The sequence below is a fragment of the Flavonifractor plautii ATCC 29863 genome, from assembly GCF_000239295.1.
GTDB classification, from domain to species: domain Bacteria; phylum Bacillota; class Clostridia; order Oscillospirales; family Oscillospiraceae; genus Flavonifractor; species Flavonifractor plautii.
Genome location: NZ_JH417618.1, coordinates 1 through 4296, shown reverse-complemented (window position 1 = coordinate 4296; position 4296 = coordinate 1). Strand labels below are relative to the sequence as shown.

Here is a 4296-nt window from a genome sequence, read left to right as displayed (position 1 = left end):
AGACTGCTTTGCACAGCGCCCTATCTGGGCGCACCTTTACATTCTGCGTGATACCGGTGGGAATGCCGCCCCATTTTCTAAACCGCTTCCAAATCTCGACGGTATAAGCGGCGGTCTGCTCCTCTTTCAGCAGCAGGTGCATCTCGTCGATGTAGTAGCGGGTAGACTTGTGGGCGGCGCGATTGATGGTGACACGGTTCCACACCTGGTCCTGGACCACCAGCATACCGATTTTTTTCAGCTGTTTGCCCAGTTCCTTGATGTCATAACAGACAATGCGGTTGTTGATGTCCACATTGGTCCTGTGGTTGAACACATTGAGGGAGCCGGTCACATAGATTTCCAGCGCCGTGGCGATGTACTGTGCTTCTTTTTCATCCTGCGCCCGAAGCAGGTTGTAAAGGTCCTCCAGAATGGGCATATTCTCCGGTCGGGGGTCATTGAGATACTCCTGATACACCAGCCGCACACAACGGTCGATGATGGTTTTTTGCACCGGCTGCAACCCCTCCTTGCCGCCCACAATCAGCTCACACAGCGACAAGATGAAGTCGGACTTCAAAGACAGCGGACTTTCATCGTCCGAATAGTCCAGGTTCAGGTCCATGGGGTTAATGTAGTTGGTGGAAGTGGGCGAAATCTTGATAACCTGCCCATGCAGGCGTTCCACCAGAGGCGCATATTCCGCTTCCGGGTCCAGGATTTCGATCTCGTCCGAAGTTAGCAGGAAACAGTTGGCGATCTCACGCTTGGCGCTGAAAGACTTACCAGAACCCGGCGTACCGAGAATCAGGCCGTTGGGGTTTTTCAGCAGCTTGCGGTCCACCATGATAAGGTTACTGGACAAGGCATTGATGCCGTAGTACAGAGCTTCTTTGCCGTTCTGGAATAATTCCTGTGTGGTAAACGGCACAAAGATCGCCGTGGAACTGGTGGTCAGCCCCCGCTGAATCTCGATCTGATTCAGACCCAAAGGCAGGCAGCTCATCAGCCCTTCTTCCTGCTGGAAGTCCAGACGGGTCAGCTGGCAGTTGTATTTCTGCGCGATGGAGCTTGCCTGGAACACATTGTTGTCCAGCTGGCGGGGATTGTCCGCTGTGTTCAGCACCAAAAATGTCACAAGGAACATACGCTCGTTGCGGCTCTGCAAATCCTGCAAGAGCTTTTTGGCCTCGACACCATAAGTGGCAAGGTCGGAAGGGATGATGTCCATGTCATATCCGGCACGGACAGCCTTTTTCTGTTCCTCGATTTTGCTGCGGTCCAAATCGGTGATTTTTCGCTTCACTGTCTTGATGGCCTTGATCTGATCCACCGACTGGATGTGCAGGCTGACAATCAGGTTGGATTCCATATCCAGAAAATCGGCCAGCATCCGGTCATTCAGCTCTGGGGCCAAAATTTGTACGAAGCTGACGGCTCCGTACTTCTTGCCCATGCGGAACTGCTTGCCGGTGCGGAACTCAAAGGAGCTGGGGGCGATAAAGTCCTTGGTGGACAGACCGCTGGTGGGGAGCCAGTCCCACTCAAACCGGAACGGCAGCTGCTCGTCCATGTGGAAGATACCATGCAGCTGAGCAAGCCGCGCTTTTCCGTCCAGCGTTTCCGCCGCCACACCCAGCCGCTTGAAGTTATTGAGAATATCGGTCTCAATGCGCTCCAAACGGGGCTTGGCCGCCTTGATGCTGTCCGCGTCAATGCCAAAGGTGAGATACTTGGTTTTGATAAGGCCGTTGTTGCCCTTTGCCAGCTGGTTTTGCAGCATGGTCATGTACTCGATACGGATGCTGTCAAAATCGTCCCCCTGGAGAGGGATGTTGATGGCGCGGGCAAAGGTTTCCTCCGATGCTGCAAGGTTCAAAAAAGACAGCTCAAACTGAATCGAGCTGTCGAAGTAGTTGAGGAAATCGCACCAGCCCTCGAAGATCGCGGTCTTGTCCTCGTTCTGCGAGAGCTGATAGTTGATGTCCTGAAATTGAATGGTTTTTGTGTAGTGACCGTCTGATACCCGGCAGATACCGTCCGGCCACATTCGTTCATAAGGGATACTGTCCTGCGCCGATTTTTCCTTTTTGTCCGTGCGGTTGGCACGGGCAATCGCAGCTTCAATCTGCTTTCTGTCGGCGCGGGACAGCTTTTTCTTTGTTTTGACCGGCTGCACAGCTTTTTCCTCGTTTTTTCCGAACAGCCGGTGCAGCCAGTTTTTGATTGCCGTAAACAATGTGTGACACCTCCTCGTCGAGATTTGCCTGCCGCTGCAACACGGCATAGAAGTTATTGGTGCGGTAGGGGCGCTGCCTGGGGCGGATCACCGTGACGCGGATGATATTGCCCACAATCTTTTCCAACGGCTGACCATGCTTTTCGTACATCGCCAGAAGGAAAAAGGGCAGCATCACGAACATCATGCACAGGGCCGCTGTGCTGTTCCCGGCAGAGCCACGGAGCAGAAAGAATAGCGGTACGCCCAAAAGCGCCCCTCCGCCGAAGCAGATTAACTGCCGCTTGGTTAAGTTAAAGGCAACCTTGGTTTTGACTTTGGTTAAATCTTTGGGTACAGGTACATAGGCCATAGAAACTCCCTCCTCCTTAATGAGCCTGGAATACAGCTTTTGCAAGGCTTCCGGTCTTAAAGAGGGTAAAACACAGTAAAACCGTATAGCCCACACAGCTCCAAATCGCCATAATCACATCTTCCTCGGTAGCGATGTCCTGTACCAGTACAGCATAAATCGCCACACAGACAATAATGAGAAATGCCTGGAATCCCAGCGCCAGCAGGGAGCGCAGATAGTTCTGGCCCATGCCGCCCCATTCCTTGCCCATCATGGCAGCCATAGGGATGGGCGCAACGGATGTCACAAGGTAAATTTCAATCATACGGCCATAAATCACGATGAAGATGCAGATATACAGCGCCCACATGGTAACGCCGATAAACATACTCTGGAACCAAAGCCCGAACAGCGGACCCAAATCCATTTCCATCAGCCGGGGTTCCATGTCCGTAAGGACAGAGGAAATATCAATGGCGGTATCCGAAGAAATAATGCCGGATGCCTGTGCCACCACACTTTGCGCCATATCGAACACGCCCATGACGATATTCCATGTATTCGTGACAAGGAGTATGGCTGCGGCTGACTTGAACACCCATTTGAAAATCATCCAGGTATCCACATCATGCAGGTTGTTTTTGTCGGTAATCATCTGGATCAGTTCCAGTGTCATTACAATCGCCAGAATCACACCGGCGATGGGAACCATGATGGAGTTGGAGAGGTTCTGGATCATGCTGAAAATGCCGCCGTTCCAGCCCTGCGGCGTTTGCCCAACCTGCACGGATATATCTCCGACCTGCTGGTTTACAGAATCGAACATCCCGGACAGGTTGCCCATAATGCCGCCTACCAGCATTTCCTTGAGCCACTCAGTAAGCGCGTCCAGCAGAAAATCCATACAGTGTGACCTCCTTTCAGCCCCTCCCGATTATTACGGGAGGGGCAAGGATTTTTCAGGGACAGTTTAGACGGCAAACAGGCCGGAAAGCAGAGGTACGAGGATCAGGCCGACCACAGCCACACCAGCGCCCGCCATGAGCTGCTTCATTCCCTGTGACTTCGCACCGGGGTTGTCGTTTCCGTAACCTTCCAGCAGGTTGATAACGCCCCATACGCCAAGACCGGCACCAAGGGCAATCACGAGGGTCTGCAACACATTGATCGCTTCATTGAAAAATTCCATAAATAATTGTTAGCCGGAATCGTTTTGATAAAGTTTCAGTCATTCATAGGCATACAAAAGCCGGACAATCCGCCGCCCGGTTTCCGGGGGCTGATTCCGGCTGTCCTCCTTTTTTCATTATTTTTTGATGACTGTCCGCCTTGTACGCCAATGGCCCCAAAAGGGCAGTTGCGGCGAATAGATAAGACCACTCCTTTCTCAGCGGAACAGATTTAAGCGTCCTGAGTATCTACTTCGTACACGTCGCAGACCTCATTGGGCTTGAGTTCCAGCCGGGTGGACAGGAACGCTTCAATGTCAAAAGCGTTCTTGTCGCTTGCGTCGGCTGTGTATTTGAAATTGGGGTGCTTGGTGATGTCGTACTTATCCGAAAGGAAAGGCCGCACACCGCGCAGCTGGAGGATGCACTTTCCACCGTCCATAACGGCCAGCTCGTCCTGGCTCATCAGACTTTTCCCCAATTTTTGATAGTTGAGCGAGTGGGAGGTTTCCCGCCCACGGCTCTCACCGGTGTTGTAGTGGAGTAGGGAGGCACCGCCTTGCCATATTACT

The 4296-nt window shown here is 52.6% G+C and carries 4 protein-coding genes and 1 pseudogene; all 5 read right to left on the bottom strand.

All coding sequences use genetic code 11. The annotated features are described in order from the left end of the window. The coding region (locus tag HMPREF0372_RS00040; RefSeq protein WP_050810460.1) for a VirB4-like conjugal transfer ATPase, CD1110 family at nucleotides 1–2161 on the bottom strand (2161 nt) is incomplete at its 3' end. After that, nucleotides 2106–2573 (bottom strand): PrgI family protein, encoded by a 468-nt coding sequence (locus tag HMPREF0372_RS00035; RefSeq protein WP_007487784.1) that lies wholly within the window; start codon nucleotides 2571–2573, stop codon nucleotides 2106–2108. The genes HMPREF0372_RS00035 and HMPREF0372_RS00040, both read right to left, overlap by 56 nt. A gap of 16 nt (nucleotides 2574–2589) precedes the next feature. Beyond that, entirely contained in the window at nucleotides 2590–3459 is an 870-nt protein-coding gene (locus HMPREF0372_RS00030) for a VirB6/TrbL-like conjugal transfer protein, CD1112 family (RefSeq protein WP_007487783.1), read from the bottom strand. Between the two features lie 66 nt (nucleotides 3460–3525). Further along, nucleotides 3526–3744 carry a Maff2 family mobile element protein gene (locus HMPREF0372_RS00025; RefSeq protein WP_002578868.1) on the bottom strand — a complete coding sequence of 73 codons (219 nt, stop codon included), beginning with the start codon at nucleotides 3742–3744 and terminating at the stop codon, nucleotides 3526–3528. Between the two features lie 212 nt (nucleotides 3745–3956). Then, nucleotides 3957–4296 (bottom strand): annotated as a pseudogene (locus HMPREF0372_RS00020) (VirD4-like conjugal transfer protein, CD1115 family); the annotation flags it as partial.

Coding starts and splice junctions, on each gene's coding strand:
- HMPREF0372_RS00035 (WP_007487784.1), bottom strand. CDS start 2,573: ATGGCCTATGTACCTGTACCCAAAGATTTAACCAAAGTCAAAACCAAG.
- HMPREF0372_RS00025 (WP_002578868.1), bottom strand. CDS start 3,744: ATGGAATTTTTCAATGAAGCGATCAATGTGTTGCAGACCCTCGTGATT.
- HMPREF0372_RS00030 (WP_007487783.1), bottom strand. CDS start 3,459: ATGGATTTTCTGCTGGACGCGCTTACTGAGTGGCTCAAGGAAATGCTG.